This is a genomic window from Amycolatopsis sp. WAC 04182 (assembly GCF_003947465.1).
Taxonomy (GTDB): Bacteria; Actinomycetota; Actinomycetes; order Mycobacteriales; family Pseudonocardiaceae; genus Amycolatopsis.
The window spans coordinates 1,079,584-1,098,280 of sequence record NZ_QHJJ01000003.1; the positions used below are offsets into that span (position 1 = coordinate 1,079,584).

Sequence of the window (18,697 nt, forward strand, 5' to 3'; positions counted from 1 at the left end):
CCCCACCAGCCGTCCACAGTGGATATCCGCACCCGAAGTGACCGGCGTCACTATTCGGCGGGTCGCGGCAACCTCCGACGCCGGCGAACGCCTTCAAGCTCAGGAACATCCGAGATCGGAACCTGGGGAGCACATGAAGAGACTTTTCGTCATGCTGACCGCGATACTGGCGGTCTTCGCACTGACACCCGCCGCGCCCGCCGGCGCCACGACCCGCTTCGACCGGGAACTCAAGGCACGCATCGTGCTGGCCCAGGCGTACGCCGACAGCAGGCCCGGTGACACCGGAATCGTCCTCCGGGACCGGTGGACCGGCGCCGTCTACCGGAGTCAGGCCGCCGGGACCCTCATCTGGGCCTGCTCCACCCCGAAGCTGGCGATGGTCGTCGATCTGTTGCTGCGCGACGATTCCGGGGCCGTCAAGCTGACCGCCGAAGACCGCGACCTGATGCACCGGATGCTCAACTCCAGCGACGACGCCGCCGCCCACACGCTGTGGACCCGGTACGGCGGGGAGGCCGAGTTCGCCAAGCGGTTCCCGTCGTACGGGATGACGGACATGCGGTTCACCGACCAGCACCCGCACCATTGGGGCTGGATCCTGACCACCGCGAACGACCTCGACCGGCTGATCGGCTACGTCCTGACGAAGCTGCCCAGCCGGCACCGCGACTACATCGTCCGCGAGATGCGCTCCGTCGACGTCAACCAGCAGTGGGGAGTCTGGGGTGCCGGGGCCCCCGCGCGTCCGGGCAACAAGAACGGCTGGTCCGACGACAACGACGACGGCTCGTGGATCATGAACTCGGTCGGCTTCGTCGGGCCGCACGAGCGCTACACCCTTTCGCTCATGAACAACACCAAGGTCATCCAGAACGGTTACGAGACCGGCCAGGAGACCACCACGAAGATCAGCGAGATCCTGTTCAAGGGATACTTCAAGGGCTGACCATCTCGTTACCAGAGCGTGGCCGGCCCCGAGACGACCCAGCCGCCGTCGACTGGTTTGACCCAGAAGCCCAATGCCACGTCCATCACCCGCTCGCGGTAGGTGATTTCGACGTAGAGATGGCTACCGCTCTCGCTCCAGGCGCAACTCCCGAGACCGAGTTCGTCGAGCCACGCCGTGTCGTGTTCCCACTCACCGGGCGCTGGATCGCCCTCGGTATTCGCTCCGACGGAACCGGACCAGAGCGCCTTGAGTACATGCCGGGCCGGCGGGTGGTCGAGGAGCTTTTGGGCCACCGGCATGTTTCCGGCCCGCACGAGGCCGAAATACTGCCGGACAACCGCCTCGATATCGTGCTCGGCGGGCCGCTCCGTCCAGATCTTCACCTTCGAGAGGGTAGAGGGACGGAGCAGCGCCACCAAGCGTTTTCACCGGCCGCGACCGGTCACCAGGACACGCTGAACTCCGCGGTCTCTCCCGCACCCGTCTTCGTCAGCCGCCCGATCCGGCTCCGCCGTTCCGGCGAAGGATCCTCATGCGGGAGCAGACTCGCGTCGGTGATGTAGTTCCACGAAGCCCACCACGAGCCATCGGGCGCCTGGAACGCGTTGAACGCACCGGGCCCTCGCTTGTTACCCGGCAGGTTCTTCTTGCGATACCTGTCCGGCAGGCCCGGCCGGAATCGCGGCTCGCCGTCCGGGTCCGGCTGGTAGGAGAAGTACGCACGCTGCTCGGCCATCGGAGTGCACCGGTTGTCCGTCAACGCGGTTCCGCAGTAGGCGACGCCGGTCGCATAGCGGTTCGCGTACCAGTTGTTCCCCGAATAGAAGAGGTACCAGTCACCGTCGATGCGGACGGCGTTGGGATTCTCGATCGTGAGGACGTCGTCGGCCGGGCTGTTGTGGTGCGTCCACTCGAGATTCGCGTTGTCGATGAGCTTCTTCGCCTCGGCCTCGGCTATCCGCCGCACGTGGCGGGGCCGGTCGAAGTCCAGTTTCGCCGCCCCCAGCGCGGTGACGCGGTCCTGCGTCCACGCGCCGTTGCGCAGGGTCAGCCAGACCTCGCCCTGTCCCCTGCTCACGTCGGCGTCGATCGCCCACCCCCGGTCCGGGCAGAACAGCGGATCGGCGTTGGCGACGAAGCCGCCCGTGGCCCGCAGCGAGGTGGCGTAACCGATGCAGTGCTTCGCCTGGCCGGCGGGCTCGGGGCCGGGAAGCGCCGCGCTGTAGAAGACGTAGTAGACGACGCGGCCGTCCTCCTGATGCGCGAACAACGCCGGTGTCCACAGTGGAGAGTCAGGTCTCGCCCAGTAACCCGCGGGGAAGGTGACGTCGTCCCAGGCGTCGCCGTCGACAGCGCCTCGGCGCTGGAACGATCCGCCACTGAATTCGACTTTGGTGTACGGCAGCTTCTTGCCAGGGATGCTGGCACCGACCGCGACGTAGGTGTTCGTCTCCGGTATCCGCATCAGATCCGCCGCCGGGAACCGGAAGTCCAGTGACTCGTCGCGCGGCCCGGTTTCGGCCGTCGCGGCCGGCACGGCCGTCAGCAGGCTGACGCCGCACACGATGGCGAGCAGGGCACGTCGCATCATCGGGTCACCGTCACCCGGACGCGCACCGGACGGTGGTCACTTCCGTAGCCGGTGAGAGCCTCCACCTCGGACCCGGTCGAGTCCTTCTTCGCCCACACGTGGTCGATGGACCTGGTGCCATGGCTCGGAGCGCCGTAGGAATCGGCCACCCGTCGCAGCCCCGCCATCAGGTCCGAACCCGGTTCGGCGTTGAAGTCACCCATGACGACGGGCTCGGCCACGCGCGAAGAGAACCAGTCCGCGGTAGTGCGGACCTGCAGATTGTGCAGTTCACGGTTGAGGGCGAACCGCTGCGCGGACGGCGTCAGGTGCACGACGCCCACGACCCACTCGAAGCCCGCGCCTCCCACCCGTACCCAGTTGACGTACTTCGGCGGCACCCAGCAGCCACAGTCACCGGGCTCCGCGGGACCGGTACCGGGCGTGGACGGGTCCACTTTGGACGCGGGCGAGATCTCGCCGGCGCCGTGGCCGGTGACGGTCAGGTTGCCGCGCACGAGGATGGCGTTGTGCCTGACGGCGCGACGATCTGACTCGTAGATGGCGACGTACCCCGTCGCGGCCGCGGCCTCCTTCACCGCCTCCTCGCGGTCGGCGACCTCCTGCAGCCCGATGACGGCGGGACGTTCGGTCTCGATGAGACGGACGAGATCGGCCTTGAGGCCGCCCGCGTCGCCCACGTTGTAGGTGACGACCTTGATCGTGCGTTCGGTCGCCGCCTCGGCGCCGGGCACCGTGACGAGCGTGGCGAACGGCACCAGCAGTGCCAGCGCGAGGGTCTTGCGCCTCGAATGCTTCATGGGATTCCCTCCAGTGTCGATGACGGAGGGAATCGGACCATCGGCGGCCCGCCGCGGGCAACGCTCCGCGCGATCCCGTCATCTTCCGGAAAGAACTACTCCGGCGAAGGGTTCTCCCAGACGAAGGTGACCTTGTTGCCCGCCGGATCCGCGATCTCCGTCAGTTTGACGAAGCCGAAGTCCTGGATCGGGCCGCATTCCACGCCGCGACCCGCGAGGTCGCCGACGGTCTCGTCGATGTCCTCGACGACGAGGACCACGGTGCTCTTACCCGCGGCTTCCGGGGCGTGGGCCACCTGGATACCGGCGTTCCCGGTTATCCGCCATTCCGCGACGCCTTCCATGGGTTCGGTGTCGGGTCGCCGCCCGATCCACTGCTCGTACCAGGCGACGGCGGCGGCATGGTCGGAGACCGGCAGGACCGCGTAGACATCCTTGAATCTCGGCAAGGGGTTGTCCTTCCACTCGGATCGCCGACCACTGTAGGCCGGTTTGTCCGAGTTCGCCCCGGCTTCACAAGGTCACCTCTATCCTGCACCGCGTGACCGGCGGACGGACAGTGAGGATGACAGCGCGGCTTTTCGCCGTGCTGGCCGTGCTCACCGCTGTCGCCCTCCTGCAGGGCGCCTTGTGCAGTGACGGAGCGGCGGCGGCCGGCTCGCCCTGTGCTCCCCTGTTCGCCGCCGAAGCCACCCACCCCACGATCCCGGCCGGCGAATGCGAGCCGGCGGCGCCCCGGCTGAGCCCGGTGGATCAGCCTCTTCCGGACAACCACCTCGACGACGTCGCGGGCATCGGCGTGGCACTGCTGGCCGCGTTCGTCCTGCTCGTCCGGCATCACCGCCCCGGCGGGACGGGAGTACCGCCGTCCTCGCCGGCAAAACGCTCGACAACCACTCCACCGCTCGTCCAGCTCTGCGTTTCCCGTACCTGATCCGGCCCGCCCCTGCCGCTTTCAGTTGCCGGAACCGAGCCAAGGACACAACAGAATGACCAAGAACACCAAGGTTTCCCTGACGGTCGTGGCCGTCGTCGTCGCGGTCGTGGCCGCGTTGCTCGTGGTCACCAATCTGGGTGAGGACGCCCCGAGCGGGCAGGCGATCGACGCGCCCCCGGTGGTGCCCGCGTCGATCCTCGTCCGGCCGGACAGCCATCGGCTCTCCGACCCGGCGGGCAGCAAGGTGACCGTCGTGGAGTTCCTCGACCTCGAATGCGAGGCGTGCGGCGCCGCGTTTCCCGGCGTCGAACGCCTCCGCGCCGAGTACGGCGACCGGGTCACCTTCGTGCTGCGCTACTTCCCCATCCCGAGCCATCAGAACGCCGAACTCGCCGCGCGGGCCGTGGAGGCGGCGGGTAAGCAGGGCAAACTCGAACCGATGTACCGCCTGATGTTCGAGAAGCAGCCGGAGTGGGGCGATCAGCAGGTCTCCCACCGCGGGACCTTCCTCGGGTTCGCCCGCGAACTGGGCCTCGACCTGCAGGCCTTCGAAACGGCGCTGGACGACCCGGTCACACTCGGCCGGGTGCTGGCCGACCGCACCGACGGCGCGAACATCGGCGTCGAGGGCACGCCGACGTTCTTCGTCAACGGCGTCAAGTTCCCGGGCTCACCGTCCTATCAGGGTCTCAAGGCCGTCATCGACCGGGAGCTGACGAAATGACGCCGTTCGCCGTCCGGGTGACGCCGTGGGTGCTGCTGTCCGGCGGAGCGATCGGCCTGGTGGCTTCGTTCGTGCTCACCGTCGAGAAGATCGCGCTGCTCAAGGACTTCTCCTACATCCCGACCTGCAGTGTCAACCCGGTGCTCAGCTGCGGGTCGATCATGAAGACGCCGCAGGCCGAACTGCTCGGATTCCCCAATCCGTTGCTGGGGATCGCCGGGTTCGGCGTGGTCGTGACGACCGGGGTCGCGTTGCTCGGTGGCGCGAAGCTCCCTCGCTGGTACTGGCTGGGCCTGCAAGCCGGCGCGGCGTTCGGTGTCGTCTTCGTGCACTGGCTGATGCTGCAGAGCCTGTACGTCATCGGCGCGCTGTGCCCGTACTGCATGGTCGTCTGGGCGGTCACCATCGCCGTCTTCTGGTACACGACCCTGCACAACCTCCACAAAGGACCGGAGGTGAAGGCGGCGATCCGGTACCACAGCGTGGTCCTCGTGGTCTGGTACGCCGCCATCACCGTCGCGGTCCTTCAGGCTTTCTGGAGTTACTGGACGACGCTCGTCTGAAGCCGGCTCCGGTCGAGACCACGCAATCCCCAAGCACAGGCGGCGCCGATCAGCGTCAGGGCCAGCCACGGGAATTCCGGGAAGCCCGCCCGGCGCGCGAGGTCGAAGACGGTGCCGGTGAAGAGGTTGCCGAGGAGGATGCCCACGCCGACGATCGTGTTGTAGAAGCCGTAGTGCGTGGCGACCAGCCGGTCGCCGGAAAGCCGCACGACGGTGTCCATTTCGAACGGGAAGACGACGACCGTGCCGACGGCCAGCAACGCGGCGGAGAGCAGCAGTCCGGCGCCGGCCGCGGCCGGTCCCGCCCGGGCGACCGTCAGCGGCGCGACGAAGGCCGCGGCCATGAACACCATGCCCACGGCCAGGCAGGTGCCGGGCGGCCACCGGTCCTTGAACCAGGCCGTGATCTTGAGCTGCCCGGCGATCGCGAGGCCGCCCGAAATCACGAACAGCCCGGCGATGAGCACGGTCGCCGACGTCTCCGAGCCGGTGATCCGGCGGGCCTCCATCGGGAGGGCGAGGTAGGTCTGGAAGGACAGCACGTACGTGCCGATCATGACCAGCGCGAAGAGCAGGAAGGACCGGTTCGCCGCGACGATCCGCCAGTCCGACCAGATCGACGAGGTGCCGCCTTCGCTTTCGTGCGCGGGCAGCGCCCGTATCTGCACCACGGTCAGTACTCCGAAGACCGCGGCGGCGACCAGGCAGGTCAGCCGGAAGTCGACGGCCGTCAGCGCCAGCCCGACCACCGGCCCGGCGAGGATCCCGCCCTGGTAGAACACGTTGAACACCGAGAACGCCTCCAGCCGCCGCTCCCCCGCGTCCGCCGCCAGGTAGGCGCGGACCGCCGGGTTGAACAGCGCCCCGGCGAATCCCGTGGCCGCGGACGCGACGATGAGCGACGGCAACGACGACGTCACGCTCAACAGGGCGAATCCCGCCGTCCGCAGCACACATCCGGCGACGATGAGCGGTTTGTAGCCGAACCGGTCGGCCAGCGTGCCACCGACCAGGAACATGCCCTGCTGCGAGAAGTTGCGGATCCCCAGCACCAGGCCCACCGCCCAGCCCGCCAGCCCCAGCGGGCCCGAAAGGTAGCCTGCGAGATACGGCATCAGCATGTAGAAGCCGACGTTGATGGTGAACTGGTTGACCATCAACACCTTGCTGGGCCGGTCGAAGGAGCGGAACCGCTCGGCGAACCCGGTCACAGCGCGGGGTCCACGATCGTGCGGCACCGGGTCCAGCGTTCCACCACGCGCTCACCGGGATGCGCGATGACGTCCGGTTCCCGTGCCGGGACGACGTCGAGCAGGCCGTGTCCCGCGCAGTACTCGTCGTTGTAGACGGTGTCGAAGTAACGCTGGGGGCCGTCCGGGAAGATCGCCGCGATCCGGACGTCCGGATCGTGCGTGCGGGCCAGCCAGGCGGCCACGAGCGCGACCGCGCCGACACTCCAGCCGCCTGTCGCGTACTGGGCGGCGGCGAGACGGCGGCAGGTCCACACCGCTTCGGCGGGCGCGACCCAGTGCACCTCCTCGAACGCGGCGTAGTCGACGTTGCGCGGATGGATACTCGACCCGAGCCCGCGCATCAGCCGCGAGGTGGCGGGCTGCCCGAAGATCGTCGACCCGACCGTGTCCACGCCGATCAGGCGCAGATGCGGGAAGTACCGCCGCAGCGCGCGGAAGGTCCCGGCCGAATGCCCGCCGGTGCCGACCGAGCACACCAGCACGTCGATCCGGCCGAGCTGTGCGGCCAGTTCGTCGGCCAGACTCGTGTACGCGGCCACGTTGTCCGGGTTGTGGTACTGGTCAGGGCACCAGGAGCCGGGCTGCTCCTCCAGCACCCGCTGGACCCTGTCCCGGCGCGCCTGCTGCCAGCCGCCCACCGGATGCGGCTCGGTGACGAGGTCGACGCGGGTGCCGTGCGCGATGAGCATCCGCCGGACGATGGGCTCCATACCGGGATCGGTGACCAGCGTGACCGGATGCCCGTGGACGATCCCCGCCAGCGCGAGCCCGAGCCCGAGCGTCCCGCTGGTCGATTCGACGATCGTCGCGCCGTCGGCGAGGTCGCCGCGGGCTTTGGCCGCTTCCACCATGTGCAGCGCCGGGCGATCCTTCATGCCGCCGGGGTTGAAGCCCTCCAGTTTGGCCCAGAAACCCCGGCCGGAACCAGTGAGCTGCTCGTCGATCCAGAGCACGGGCGTGTTGCCGACGGCAAGCGCCGTGTGCCGAGGCAGGACTGCGTTCATAGGATTCGTCTTTCTGTGCTTCGTGCGGACAGGACCGGGACGACACAGGACCGGTCAGGTCCGCGACACGCACAGCTCGACGAGTATCCGGGTACCACTTCTGTCGACCGGAAGCAGCCGAGTGTTCCCTTGCACCACAGGCGAATCGACGGGTGCCGACCGGGGCGGGAGATCCGGCACGGGCGAAGATTCGTCACCTCGGACCACGACGGCGGTGAGCGGGCGGGCGTGCACGTGTCCCTCGCGCGGCGGACATGACGAGTCATGCGAGACCGACGTGACGGCGAGGGCATCGCCGTGCCCGTCCAGGCAGCCACCGGCCCCGGAGCCCGCCACGACCAGCAACAACAAGACCGCGACCAGTCGACGAAGAGTAGCCGGGAAGACACTCACGGTTCCCACCGTAGCAAAGATCGGCTTTCTCTCCCATGAGGCCTAGTACTAGCCGTCTTAGTAGGATTTCACCGCGCACTCACATCCGTCCCCGTACTACTAACCTCGATAGTTGACCCTGTGCGACAGGAGATTCGGCACCCGTGACCCCACACCGGCGCTCACCGCGGCACCCCCTCGCCGCCACCGCCGCCCTCATGATCCTCGGCTTCGGCACGCTCCCCGCCAGCGCGCAACCGGCGCCGGACGGCCAGGATCCGATGCGGCGTTACCAGGAACTCGGCGCCCAAGCGGCCAAGGCCGACGAGGATCTGCAGGAATCCCAGAACCGGCTGAAGACCCGCGAGAGCGAACGCGACCAGGCCACGGCCGCCGTCGGCCGGGCCGACGGCGACCTCACGCAGGCGCGGTCGGCGATCGATCGCTTCCGGCCGCAGGTCGAGGCGATCGCGCGGTCCGCGATGAGCGGCGAGCGACTCGGCAACGCCGTCCTGCTGCTCGACAGCGGCAGCAGGCAGGAGTTCCTCGACCGCTCCTCCGCGCTGTCGGTCCTGGCCGAAGAGAAGGCCAAGGCGTTGAACGGGCTGCGCGACGCGCTCGCGAAGGCACAGACCGCGCGCACGACGGCGGAGGACGCGCGGGAAACGGCCCAGCTCGCCGCGAACGACGCGACCTTGGCGCTGGACCAGGTCCGCACCCGCAAGGCGGACCTCGACGATCAGATTGCCAAGGTGCGGCAGGCACTCGGGCAACTGCCCGCCGCCGACAAGGCGAAACTCGGCAAGGTCCAGGACAAGGGCTCGTACCTCGGCCCGCCCGGCGCCGCGAACGACGCGCTGCAGGCGGCGTTGTCCAAACGGGGCTCGCAGTACGAATGGGGCGCCACCGGGCCGAGCGAATTCGACTGCTCGGGCCTGACGTCGTGGGCGTACAAGCAGGCGGGGATCTCGCTTCCGCGCACCAGCCGCCAGCAGTACACCGTGGGGAAGGCCGTCCCGTTGGACGCGCTCGTCCCCGGCGATCTCGTCTTCTACGACGACGGCACCGGCAACCCCGGAGCCATCCACCACGTCGGCATGTACGTCGGCGGCGGCAAGATGGTCGACGCGCCCACCGAAGGCCAGCTGGTCGACGTCCGCTCGGTCAAGGGCGACGGGCATCTGATGGGCGCGCGGCGCATCGTCGGCTGAGCGGGAACGGCACAGTATCCTTCCCGGCGGAGGTGTCATGCAACGGCTGGGCGAGCTCGAAGCGTCGGTGATGGACGTGCTCTGGGACGCGGCGGAACCCTTGCGGGTGCGCCAGGTGCTCGAGGCGATCAACCGGGATCGCGACCTCGCCTACACCACGGTGATGACGGTGCTGGACAACCTGCACCGCAAGGAATGGGTCGAGCGCGAAATGGAGAATCGCGCGTACCGCTATCGCGCCGTGGCGACCCGTGAGGAGGCCACCGCGCAAAGCCTGCGCGAACTTCTCGACGCCTCGGAGGACCGGGAATCGGTGCTGCTGCATTTCGCGCGCTCGGTCACCGAAGAGGAGTCGGACATCCTGCGGCGGGCCCTGCGACGGAAGCCCGGCAAGCGATGATCCTGGCGGCGGTGCTCCTGTTCGGTGTGGTGGTGATCGGCTGGTGGTCACCCCGGCTGCTCGGCAGGCTGACCGCCGGCGGGATCAGCCCCGGCACGGCGCTCGCGTGGTGGCTGCTGACCGCGCTCGGCGTCCTCGTCGGCACCCTCGGCGCCGTCCTGCTCCTCGTCCTGCCGGACCACGGGCCCGCCGGGGCCATCACCCGGCTCCTTCACGAGTGCTGGGCGGCCGTCGGCCACAGCGGTCTTCCCGGTCTCGATCCGCTCGCCGGCACTTTCGCGGGCACCGCCGTCGCGATCGCGTCTGCCCGGCTCGCCGTGTCCATCGCCCGGCGCCGGAAACGCAGCTCGCTGCTGCACCGGCGCCATCTCGACGTACTCCGGTTGTCCGGCGCCCGCCCGGGGCCGACGCTGTGGCTGCCCGACGACCGTCCGATCGCCTACAGCCTCGGCGGCCGCGACGGCCTCATCGTCGCGAGCCACGGCCTGGCAGGCAGGCTCTCGCCCCGCGAACTCGACGCGGTGCTGGCCCACGAACGTGCCCATCTGCGCGGCAGGCACCACCTTCTGGCCGGATGCGCCGAAACCCTCGGCCGCGTACTGCGGTTCGTCCCGCTCATGCGCGAACTCCCCGGCGCGGTCCGGCTGCTCGTCGAACTGGCCGCCGACCGGGCGGCCGCGACCGGGCACGGGCCGGAGACCGTGCGCTCGGCTCTGCTGTCGATCCAGACGGCCGGCGGTGACGACACCGCGCTCCGGTTGCGCTGGCTGGCCCGGCACGCGAGCGAGCCGGCGCGATTCCCGGAACGGGTGCGCGCAGTCGCGGGCGGAGCGCTGGCGCTGTTCGCCGCGCCCGTGCTCACCGTCGGCCTGATGTTCACGGCGGGCCTCGTTTCCTGCTGGTGAAAGAAACGCGTTCGTCACCGATGCGGGCGAACGGGTTCAGCGCGGACACCATCAGGTGATCTACCGTTTCAGGGCACGGAAGCCCGTTTCCCGAACGGGCGTACGAACGTCGCTAAGCGTCGTTCGCCGGTCGACGGATCAGGGACGGTAAATCGTGCAATCCCCACTCACACGAGTGAGAGGCCGCCATTCCACTGAGCCGTAAAGGCGAATTCCCGGCGCTACTCAAATGGCGGCATTCGGCGGCTGTCGCCCTGTCGTAACGTCGATCAAGGAGCGCTTCTCCCGCAACGATTTCCGTGAACCCTTGGAGGTTTTCGTGATCCGACGTCCTCTGCGCACCTTGACCGTCCTGATCGGCGCCGCCGCAGCCGTAACCGCTTTCGCGGCACCCGCTTCCGCCGCGCCATCGGTGCTGAACGAAGCGGCGGGCCCGGCCACGGTGGCCGCCGCCCAGCAGAAACTCGGCACTTCGCTCGGCGCCGCGTTCGCCGGTTCCTGGCTGGACGCCACGACCGGCGAACTGATCGTCGGCACCACCGACGCGAGCCGGTCTTCCCGAATCCGCGCCGCGGGCGCGATCCCGAAAGTGCTCAGGCACAGCGCCGCCGATCTGAAGCAGATCCAGTCCACTTTGGACAACAGAACCGCGGGCCTGCCCGGCTCGGTCGCCGGCTGGTACGTGGACGTGCCGTCGAACGACGTCGTGGTCAGTGTGGTGGGCGGCGATCCCGCCGGTCTGGCGTGGGCCACCTCCGCCGGGGTCCCGGTCCGGGTGGAACACGTGAAGAGCGCGCCGCGGCCGTTGTGGAGCGTGATCGGCGGGCAAGGCCTGTACTTCAGCGGCGGTGCCTGTTCGGTCGGGTTCAACGCCTATGACGACGACGATCATTACGTGATCACCGCCGGCCACTGCACCGAACTCGGCGGCACCGTGCGCGGCACCGGCGGCACGATCGGCAAGGTCGCGAGATCTTCCTTCCCCGGCAACGACTACGGGACGGTCAAGGTGACGCACTCCGACGTCTCGACCCCGCCCCGCGTCGACCGGTACGAGGACGGCTCCGACGTGCGGATCGAGGGTGCCGACGTGGTCGGCGTCGGCGGCCGGATCTGCCGTTCCGGGATCACCACCCACTGGCACTGCGGGCGGGTCGAGGCACTGGACCAGACGGTGAACTACGGCAACGGGAACATCGTGCGGGGCCTCACCCAGACCGACGCCTGCGCCGAACCCGGCGACTCCGGTGGCTCGTTCGTCAGCCGGCCCTCGTCGGGCTCCGGCACGAAACTCGTGCAGGCACAGGGCATGACCTCGGGCGGTTCCGGTGACTGCGACGAAGGTGGCACCACGTTCTTCCAGCCGGTCAAGGAGGTGCTCGACCGCTACGACCTGACGCTCGAAAAGGACTGATCTCCCGCGGCGAGGGGCGGCCGGCCCACCGGCCGCCCCTGGATCAGGACGGCGAGTTCGCCCGCCTCGGCGGCCAGGGTCTCGACCTCGGCCCAGCGGCGGCGGACCCGCTCGTGATCGGGTACCAGCGTGCCGGAAACCATGCCCAGCAACAGATTCGCGTCCGTCCCGACCTCCGCCAGCCGTAGGAAGGGACGGCGGTCTTCTTCGGTTCCCGCGCCGTGCTCCGCGGCCCATTCCCGGGCTCGCATCCCGGCGTCGTGGCAGGCGTCGACGAGGAGGGTCCGGATCTCCTCCGGCCGGTTCCCCGGACGGGCGGGAGGTTTCCCCATCAGCGGAAAGATGTTCCAGGCCACCGACAGCAGGCAGTCGGCCACTTCGTCCATCGTCTCCACGTCCACCGGGCGAGTGTTGCGGCCCGTGCGTCCTGCCAGGCGCAATGACGCGCGGGACGGGCAGGGTCGACCCGATCGGGTGGGACCGGGCGTCGCGAGTGGCTCGGTACATGAAGGACCCCTTCCTGTACCCAGGCGCAAGGAAGGGGTCCTTCATGTACTCGGTGTCCTGCTGGGTGCGATGCCTGGCCGAACGGGTTGCGAAAGTGGCTTTCGCAACCCAGCCCCCTCCCAACCTCAGCCCGTCGCGCGCGTGAAGGTCCCCTTGAGGGACTCTGGGTCCCCCAAGGAGGCCTTCACGGAATCGAGCCGGGGATCTAGCCGTCCACGAGGGTCGGTTCGGCCGAGTCGTCGAGTTCGCGCACGTCGGCCATCCGCAGACCGGCGATCAGCCCGGACAGTCCCTGGTGACCTTCGGGCCGGAAGGCGAGGATCCCGCTGGCGAAGAACAACAGGTTCGCCAGCGGCTCGAACCCGCCGTTGGCCACCGACGCCAAGGTGAGCAGCGTGAAATAGCCGCCGGAACCGGCCAGGAACCGCACGGCCATCCGCCACAGCGCGGGCTTCCCGCCGTCCGGACCGGCGGGGCGCAGCAACACGACCCGCTGGCCGAAGCTGGCGCCGTTTCCCGCGACGGGAACGACGAACAACAGGAGCAGCGCCGGCAGGAAAGTGCCGATCAGCGCGGTCACCACGGTGTTCGGTTCGCCGGCGAGCAGGGTCGTCACGATGCCGACGGTGGTGCCGAGCAGGACGACCGACACGACGTCGACGGCCATCCCGAGCAGGCGGCGGCGCGCGGTGACCGGCCGCGGCGTTCCCGGCGGCGCGGACGGCTCGTTCCCCGGCAGCAGCCGCAACAACGGGGCGAGGCCGAAACCGAGGGCGGCACCGAGGGTGTTCGTCAGCAGGTCGTCGACGTCTGCCAGCCGGTACGGGCACTCGAACAGGAACCAGACCCCGGTCAGCTGCGTGCACTCGATGAACAGCGAGACCGCGAAGCCGATCGCGACGGTGGCCGCGAAACCACGCCGGAAGAGGTGCCGCGCGAACATCCCCAGTGGCACGAACAAGGCGACGTTGAACACCGCCTGCTGGACGGCGGGATTGCGCAGGAACGCCCGCAACCCCGACCCTGCCTGCTCGCGGCGGATGTCGGCGACGAACTGGAACGGGCGCAGCTGCAAGTGACCGGCGGCGTGCCCGGCGCACGTGGTCGTCTCCGGGATGGGGAGCAACGTGTACGTCCACAGCGACATGGCGTAGACCAGGAACCCGAACACCAGCAGGACCCGCCAGAGCCCGAGCTCCCCGCGGCGCCGGTAACTCGCGGCGATGTACGGGACGGCCAGGAGGCCCGCGAGCACGAAACCCGCGAACACCGCGATGACCGCGGAGATGGTCGGATCAGTCACTCGCGGAAGTTAACAACGCGCGCTCCGGCGCACCCGTCACGCCACCTGGGCGGGTGATGGAGTCGGCCGGAGCAAGGGTCCGCTGATGCGCGAGCGCGGCGATGGCGAAGGTCAGATGGACGACGACCCAGTTGCGGTCTTCGCGATGAACGCGCTGCAGCAGGTCGAGAGAAGCGTCGCCCGGCGTACGTCCCTGACGGCAGGCGTCGATGAACGCCTGGGTCAGTTCGTCGACGTTCCTCCGGAACTCCGCGAAGGTGTCGGAGGGCTGGGCGTTGGTGCAGAAATCCACGGTCACGTCACAGAGCGTTTCATAGCGCGACACAAAGTTACGAATTGGCGGAGCCCGAATCACTCACGTGAGGTAGGCCCGGCGCGAATCTGTGCTCTGCGTCACGCCGAAGCGAGTCCGGCGGGCATCCGGCGTTCCCGTTCGGCCACCTTCGCCCGGCGGGTGACCGGGAACCGCTGATCGAGTTCGACCAGCAGCGGCGTCGCCGCCATCAGCGCCAGCAGGGCGAGCCCGGCGTATGCGCCCAGAGTCGCGATGATCGTCATTTCGGCCTCCTCGGTCCCCGTGCCACCTGGTCCGGCGGCCTGGAACCAGGATCGCCTCCCGGCAGGGGGCGGCGGATCGGTCATCCGGCGGAGACGCCTCGACCGGTCGGCCTTTTCGGCACTGTCCGATCGGCCGATCCCGGGCGGCGGTGCAGCAGGTCGAACCGCGACCACATGGCCTCGGCCGCCTCGATGGACTCGCCGGTGCGGACGGGATCGACTGCGGCGAGTTGCGCGACGATCGCCTGCACCAGGCTCATCCCCGCGGTCAGCGACGGGAAGAAGGTCACGCCCTCGGCGGGCACCATCAGCACCTGTTCGACCGCGGCCGCCAGCGCGGGGCTGGCCGCGTCGGTGATGGCGAAGGCACGCGCTCCCCTGGCCTTGGCCTCGTTCGCGGCGAGCACCGTGCTTTCGTACAGGCGCCAGAAACTGATCGCGATGAGCACGTCTTCGGACGTCAGTTTCGCCGTGGCGTTGGCGAGTTCGGCGTCGCCCGCCGTGATCGCGTGGACGTCGTACCCGGCGAGCCGGGCGTTGTGCGCGAACGCGATCCCGACCGCGGCGTAGCTGCCGTCGGCGATCACGACCGTGCGGCGCGCCCCGGCGACGGCCTCCGCGACGTTGCGGATCTCGTCCTCGGCGACGCGCCGGTTGAGCAGAGCAAGGCTGTCGAGGTCTCGGCGCAGCGACGCCGAACCCGGCGAGTCGACGTCCCGGTGTTCCTCGGCCACCTGCGGCGCGCTCAGCGACGACATGTACCGCGCCCGCAACTCCTGTTGCAGCGCCGGCCATCCGGCGAAACCCAGCGCCTGCGCCGTCCGGGTGACGGTGGCGACGTTGACCCCGGCGAGCTGGGCGAGCTCGGCCGTCGAGCCGAACGACGCCCGGCGCGGTTGCGAGACCAGCACTTCGAGCACGGCGGCCGCCTTCGGCCGCAGGCCGCGCTCCGGTGTGCGATCCCGAAGCCACGCCTCGAAACCGTCGTCGGTTCCCGTCCCTGTCACGCGCACCCTCCCTCGACGGCGTCACGGTAACGCATCGTGCCCGGCGAACCACTTGCAACAACCATTGCAGTTGTGCCGAAACGCAGTATACGTTGTCCGCACTCTCGTCTCTCCTCGTCGCCCGAACCACGGAAGGCGTTCCCCATGACGCTTCTGGCACGACTGGACCGGCTCCCGCTGAGCCGTCCCCATTACAAACTCCTGCTCATCGGCGGGCTCGGTTACACCTTCGACGGGATGGACTCCGCCGTCGTCGCCTTCCTCCTGCCGAGCGCGAAAGCCGCCTGGGGCCTGGACAACGGCCAGCTCGGGCTGATCGGTTCGGCGACGCCGTTCGGCTTCCTCTTCGGCGCGATCGCCGCCGGACTGCTGGGCGACCGCATCGGCCGCAAGAAGGTCATGATGTACGCGCTGGCCTTCTACGCGGTGTTCTCGGTGGTCGCCGCCTTCTCCCCCAACTACGAGGTCTTCTTGGGCGCGCGGGTGCTGGCCGGGGCCGGCGCGGGAGCCGAAAGCGCCATCATCGCGCCGTTCCTGTCGGAGTTCGTCCCCGCCAAGCGGCGCGGCTGGTTCGTCGGCGCGCTGGCCGGATTCTTCTCGTTCGGGTTCGTCATGGCCGCGCTTATCGGGCGGTTCGTCGTCCCGACGGTGCCGGAGGGCTGGCGGGTGGCGCAGCTGATCACCGCGCTGCCGATCGTCATGCTGCTGTGGTGGCGCCGCTCGCTGCCGGAATCACCGAGGTTCCTGGTCGCGAACGGGCGTCATGCCGAGGCGGAGAAGATCGTCACGAAACTGGAGCGGGACGTCGAAAAGGCGACGGGGCAAGCACTTCCCGCCGTCCCGGAGGCCGAGGCCCAGCCCGCGACGGAGACCCCCAAGGTCAATCTCCTCAGCGCGCTGAGATTCTTGTGGAGCCCGGCGATGGCGCGCCGCACGGCGGTGATCTGGACCGTGTGGTTCGTGATCACGTTCTCCTACTACGGCTTCTTCTCCTGGATCCCGACGCTGCTCGTCGAGCGCGGCATCACGGTGACCAAGAGCTTCGAGTTCTCCATCATCATCTACCTGGCGCAGATCCCCGGATACTTCTCCGCCGCGTGGCTGTCGGAACGGCTCGACCGCAAGCACACCATCGCGTTGTACCTCGCGGGCTCGGCGGTGAGCGCGTTCTGGCTGAGCCAGATGGACGCGCCGTGGTCGATCACCCTCGCCGGGGCGGTCCTGTCGTTCTTCCTCAACGGCACCTACGCCGGCGTGTACTCCTACACCCCCGAGGTGTTCCCGACCTGGATCCGCGCCAGCGGGACCGGGCTGTCCAGCGCGTTCGGGCGGGTCGGCAGCATCCTCGCCCCGACGATCATCGGCCTGTCCGCGGCGAGCCTCGGCTTCGCCGGCGTCTTCGGCCTCACCACCGCCGTCCTGGCGGCCGGGGTGGTGTGCGTGGTCATGTTCGGCCTGTCCACCGCCGGCCGTTCCCTGGAAGAACTGACCGAACACGGCGCGCCCGTGAAGACCGCGAAGGAGATGACCAAGTGACCGTGTCGCTGTCCACTGTGGAGGACAAGACCCGTGCCACGATCGGCGTCCGGCTGTTCACCGTGCTGGCCTGGGTGCCCGAACGGCGGGCACTGCGACGGGTGCACAGCAGCCACCCCGTCGAGTATCCGGTCGGCGGTGAGAAGACCGTCGAGGTGGCCGCCGGGTGGCTGGAGCGGTGCATCACGGGACAGGAGCCCTTCTTCGGGCCGGACAGCGCGGCGGTGCGGGAGATCTTCGCCGACCACGACCTCATCGACCGGCTCGGCTGCGGAGCGGTGATCAACGTGCCGGTGGTGGACGACGGCCGCACGCTCGGCGTCCTCAACCTCCTCGACGCCGAAGGCAGCTACGACGACGATTCCGTCACCGCGGCCCGTTCACTGGCACCGTTGGCGGTCCCGGCCCTGCGCGAACTCCTGGAGGAGAACCGATGAACGGATCGCTGCTGCTGCGTAATGCCCGTCTCCTCGACCCGGTCAAGGGCGAGTACACCGAGGGAGACCTCCGATGCGCCGACGGCCGGATCGTCGAGATCGGCGACGGGCTCACCGCGGCTGACGCGCGAACCGAGGACCTGCGCGGCGCGTTCGTGCTGCCCGGACTGATCGACGCCCACGTGCACGTCACCGCGTCGACCGCGGATCTGGGGTCACTGCCCGCGTCGTCACCGTCCTACGTGGCCGCGCACAGTGCCCGCACCATGAGCCGCATGCTGGACCGGGGCTTCACGACGGTCCGCGACGCTTCCGGTGCCGACTACGGTCTCGCCGACGCGCAGGCCGAGGGCCTGTTTAGCGGCCCGCGGCTGCTGTTCTGCGGACGCGCGCTGAGCCAGACCGGCGGGCACGGCGACAGCCGGACACGCGGCGCCAACGCCAGCGACGATCACCCGTGCTGCGCCGGCCTCGGCCGCGTCGCCGACGGGGTCGACGCGGTCCGCGCCGCGGCGCGCGACGAACTGCGCAAGGGAGCGCACCACATCAAGGTGATGGCCTCCGGCGGCGTCGCCTCCCCCACCGACCGGATCGACTCGACGCAGTACTCCGCCGAGGAGCTGCGCGCCATCGTCGAGGAGGCTGAAGCGGCCAACCGCTACGTCGTCGCGCACGCCTACACCGCCCGCGCGGTGAACCGGGCGCTGGAACTGGGCGTGCGGTCGATCGAGCACGGCAACCTGATCGACGATCTCAGTGTCGAGCTGTTCCTCCGGCACGACGCGTATCTCGTGCCCACCCTGGTCACGTACTGGGCGCTGAAGGAGGAAGGGCGCGAGCACGGGCTGCCGGAATCCAGCTGGCGCAAGGTCGACGAGGTGCTCGGGGCGGGGATGGCCGCCCTCGAGAAGGCCGCCAGGGGCGGCGTGAAACTCGTGTACGGCAGCGATCTGCTCGGCGGGATGCACCGGCACCAGAACCACGAGTTCCGGCTGCGCGGCGAGGTCCAGTCCGCGCTGGAGGTGATCCGCTCGGCGACGTCGACGGCGGCCGACCTGCTGAACCTGACCGGCGAGATCGGCACGCTCGCGCCCGGCGCGCACGCGGACCTGGTGATCGTCGACCGGGATCCGCTGGAGGACATCGGCGTCCTGGCCGAGCCGGAGAAGTTCCGGCACATCGTGCAGGGCGGGGCCGTGGTCTCCCCCTGACGCGTTTCGTCC

The 18,697-nt window shown here is 69.2% G+C and carries 22 protein-coding genes; 11 read left to right on the top strand and 11 right to left on the bottom strand.

Features of this window, described 5'->3' with window-relative positions; translation table 11 throughout:
• The first annotated feature begins 133 nt into the window (after positions 1 to 133).
• The gene (locus tag DMH01_RS18740) at positions 134 to 949 is read left to right on the top strand and encodes a serine hydrolase (RefSeq protein ID WP_125678421.1); all 816 of its coding nucleotides are present in this window, start codon (positions 134 to 136) and stop codon (positions 947 to 949) included.
• Positions 950 to 957: 8 nt separating this feature from the next.
• Here DMH01_RS18740 and DMH01_RS18745 read toward each other — a convergent pair whose 3' ends face one another.
• From DMH01_RS18745 to DMH01_RS18760, 4 genes are all read right to left on the bottom strand, one after another.
• The gene (locus DMH01_RS18745) at positions 958 to 1,335 is read right to left on the bottom strand and encodes a hypothetical protein (protein ID WP_125678423.1); all 378 of its coding nucleotides are present in this window, start codon (positions 1,333 to 1,335) and stop codon (positions 958 to 960) included.
• 59 nt (positions 1,336 to 1,394) lie between these two features.
• On the bottom strand, positions 1,395 to 2,543 hold the full coding sequence (locus tag DMH01_RS18750) for a family 43 glycosylhydrolase (protein WP_125678425.1): 1,149 nt from the start codon (positions 2,541 to 2,543) through the stop codon (positions 1,395 to 1,397).
• Positions 2,540 to 3,343 carry an endonuclease/exonuclease/phosphatase family protein gene (locus tag DMH01_RS18755; RefSeq protein WP_125678427.1) on the bottom strand — a complete coding sequence of 268 codons (804 nt, stop codon included), beginning with the start codon at positions 3,341 to 3,343 and terminating at the stop codon, positions 2,540 to 2,542. The genes DMH01_RS18750 and DMH01_RS18755 overlap by 4 nt, the downstream gene beginning before the upstream one ends.
• A 95-nt stretch (positions 3,344 to 3,438) precedes the next feature.
• A complete protein-coding gene (locus tag DMH01_RS18760) occupies positions 3,439 to 3,792 on the bottom strand; it encodes a VOC family protein (RefSeq protein ID WP_125678429.1) in 354 nt (117 codons plus the stop codon).
• Positions 3,793 to 3,908: 116 nt separating this feature from the next.
• Here DMH01_RS18760 and DMH01_RS18765 point away from each other — a divergent pair, with 116 nt between their 5' ends.
• From DMH01_RS18765 to DMH01_RS18775, 3 genes are read left to right on the top strand one after another with little or no spacing between them, the layout of a single operon-like run.
• Positions 3,909 to 4,277 carry a hypothetical protein gene (locus DMH01_RS18765; RefSeq protein WP_125678431.1) on the top strand — a complete coding sequence of 123 codons (369 nt, stop codon included), beginning with the start codon at positions 3,909 to 3,911 and terminating at the stop codon, positions 4,275 to 4,277.
• A gap of 55 nt (positions 4,278 to 4,332) precedes the next feature.
• A complete protein-coding gene (locus DMH01_RS18770) occupies positions 4,333 to 5,004 on the top strand; it encodes a thioredoxin domain-containing protein (protein ID WP_125678433.1) in 672 nt (223 codons plus the stop codon).
• Positions 5,001 to 5,567: a vitamin K epoxide reductase family protein gene (locus DMH01_RS18775; RefSeq protein ID WP_125678435.1), complete on the top strand. Its 567-nt coding sequence runs from the start codon at positions 5,001 to 5,003 to the stop codon at positions 5,565 to 5,567. Before DMH01_RS18770 ends, DMH01_RS18775 begins: the two co-directional genes overlap by 4 nt.
• Here the strand turns inward: DMH01_RS18775 and DMH01_RS18780 are convergent.
• Entirely contained in the window at positions 5,546 to 6,778 is a 1,233-nt protein-coding gene (locus tag DMH01_RS18780) for an MFS transporter (RefSeq protein WP_199745532.1), read from the bottom strand. The genes DMH01_RS18775 and DMH01_RS18780 overlap by 22 nt on opposite strands.
• The gene (locus DMH01_RS18785; protein WP_125678437.1) at positions 6,775 to 7,824 is read right to left on the bottom strand and encodes a PLP-dependent cysteine synthase family protein; all 1,050 of its coding nucleotides are present in this window, start codon (positions 7,822 to 7,824) and stop codon (positions 6,775 to 6,777) included. Before DMH01_RS18785 ends, DMH01_RS18780 begins: the two co-directional genes overlap by 4 nt.
• A 536-nt stretch (positions 7,825 to 8,360) precedes the next feature.
• Here DMH01_RS18785 and DMH01_RS18795 point away from each other — a divergent pair.
• The 4 genes from DMH01_RS18795 to DMH01_RS18810 all read left to right on the top strand — a co-directional run bounded on the left by DMH01_RS18795 (position 8,361) and on the right by DMH01_RS18810 (position 12,126).
• On the top strand, positions 8,361 to 9,407 hold the full coding sequence (locus tag DMH01_RS18795) for a C40 family peptidase (RefSeq protein WP_125678439.1): 1,047 nt from the start codon (positions 8,361 to 8,363) through the stop codon (positions 9,405 to 9,407).
• Between the two features lie 37 nt (positions 9,408 to 9,444).
• Entirely contained in the window at positions 9,445 to 9,807 is a 363-nt protein-coding gene (locus DMH01_RS18800; RefSeq protein ID WP_034306262.1) for a BlaI/MecI/CopY family transcriptional regulator, read from the top strand.
• Positions 9,804 to 10,712: a M56 family metallopeptidase gene (locus DMH01_RS18805; protein WP_125678441.1), complete on the top strand. Its 909-nt coding sequence runs from the start codon at positions 9,804 to 9,806 to the stop codon at positions 10,710 to 10,712. Before DMH01_RS18800 ends, DMH01_RS18805 begins: the two co-directional genes overlap by 4 nt.
• Positions 10,713 to 11,031: 319 nt before the next feature.
• The gene (locus DMH01_RS18810; RefSeq protein ID WP_125678443.1) at positions 11,032 to 12,126 is read left to right on the top strand and encodes a S1 family peptidase; all 1,095 of its coding nucleotides are present in this window, start codon (positions 11,032 to 11,034) and stop codon (positions 12,124 to 12,126) included.
• Here the strand turns inward: DMH01_RS18810 and DMH01_RS18815 are convergent.
• From DMH01_RS18815 to DMH01_RS18830, 5 genes are all read right to left on the bottom strand, one after another.
• Positions 12,099 to 12,527, bottom strand: a complete 429-nt coding sequence (locus DMH01_RS18815) for a hypothetical protein (protein ID WP_125678445.1) — start codon at positions 12,525 to 12,527, stop codon at positions 12,099 to 12,101. The two genes, DMH01_RS18810 and DMH01_RS18815, sit on opposite strands and share 28 nt — an antisense overlap.
• A gap of 311 nt (positions 12,528 to 12,838) precedes the next feature.
• A complete protein-coding gene (locus DMH01_RS18820) occupies positions 12,839 to 13,936 on the bottom strand; it encodes a VanZ family protein (RefSeq protein ID WP_125678447.1) in 1,098 nt (365 codons plus the stop codon).
• The gene (locus DMH01_RS18825) at positions 13,929 to 14,234 is read right to left on the bottom strand and encodes a hypothetical protein (protein WP_125678449.1); all 306 of its coding nucleotides are present in this window, start codon (positions 14,232 to 14,234) and stop codon (positions 13,929 to 13,931) included. Before DMH01_RS18825 ends, DMH01_RS18820 begins: the two co-directional genes overlap by 8 nt.
• A gap of 95 nt (positions 14,235 to 14,329) precedes the next feature.
• Entirely contained in the window at positions 14,330 to 14,494 is a 165-nt protein-coding gene (locus tag DMH01_RS42740; protein ID WP_158633239.1) for a hypothetical protein, read from the bottom strand.
• An 80-nt stretch (positions 14,495 to 14,574) separates the two neighbouring features.
• A complete protein-coding gene (locus tag DMH01_RS18830) occupies positions 14,575 to 15,501 on the bottom strand; it encodes a MurR/RpiR family transcriptional regulator (RefSeq protein ID WP_125678451.1) in 927 nt (308 codons plus the stop codon).
• A 144-nt stretch (positions 15,502 to 15,645) separates the two neighbouring features.
• Here DMH01_RS18830 and DMH01_RS18835 point away from each other — a divergent pair, with 144 nt between their 5' ends.
• From DMH01_RS18835 to DMH01_RS18845, 3 genes are read left to right on the top strand one after another with little or no spacing between them, the layout of a single operon-like run.
• A complete protein-coding gene (locus tag DMH01_RS18835; RefSeq protein ID WP_125678453.1) occupies positions 15,646 to 17,037 on the top strand; it encodes an MFS transporter in 1,392 nt (463 codons plus the stop codon).
• A complete protein-coding gene (locus DMH01_RS18840; protein WP_125678455.1) occupies positions 17,034 to 17,474 on the top strand; it encodes a GAF domain-containing protein in 441 nt (146 codons plus the stop codon). Before DMH01_RS18835 ends, DMH01_RS18840 begins: the two co-directional genes overlap by 4 nt.
• Positions 17,471 to 18,685 (top strand): amidohydrolase family protein, encoded by a 1,215-nt coding sequence (locus DMH01_RS18845; RefSeq protein ID WP_125678457.1) that lies wholly within the window; start codon positions 17,471 to 17,473, stop codon positions 18,683 to 18,685. Before DMH01_RS18840 ends, DMH01_RS18845 begins: the two co-directional genes overlap by 4 nt.
• The last annotated feature ends 12 nt before the right edge of the window (positions 18,686 to 18,697 follow it).